Source organism: Planktothrix serta PCC 8927, assembly GCF_900010725.2.
Classification (GTDB): Bacteria; Cyanobacteriota; Cyanobacteriia; order Cyanobacteriales; family Microcoleaceae; genus Planktothrix; species Planktothrix serta.
Genome location: NZ_LR734939.1, coordinates 1 through 212 on the forward strand (window position 1 = coordinate 1; position 212 = coordinate 212).

At 52.8% G+C, this 212-nt stretch carries 1 protein-coding gene; it reads right to left on the reverse strand.

From position 1 onward, the window contains the following. Positions 1 to 212, reverse strand: a 212-nt coding sequence (locus tag PL8927_RS27735; RefSeq protein WP_156093363.1) for a tetratricopeptide repeat protein, incomplete at both ends; no start/stop codon positions are given.

Consider the following 212-nt stretch of genomic DNA (forward strand, 5'->3'; position numbering starts at 1 on the left):
TTCGGGAAAAGCAGTCCGGGTATAAACTTCTAAAGCCGCTTGATAGGCTGCGATCGCCTTTTCCAGGTTGTCGGCCCGCTCTCCCCGGATGCGACTATAGTAGGCAGCCGCCAAGTTATTTTGGGTCATTGCCCAATCTTCGGGAAAAGCAGTCCGGGTATAAACTTCTAAAGCCGCTTGATAGGCTGCGATCGCCTTTTCCAGGTTGTCGG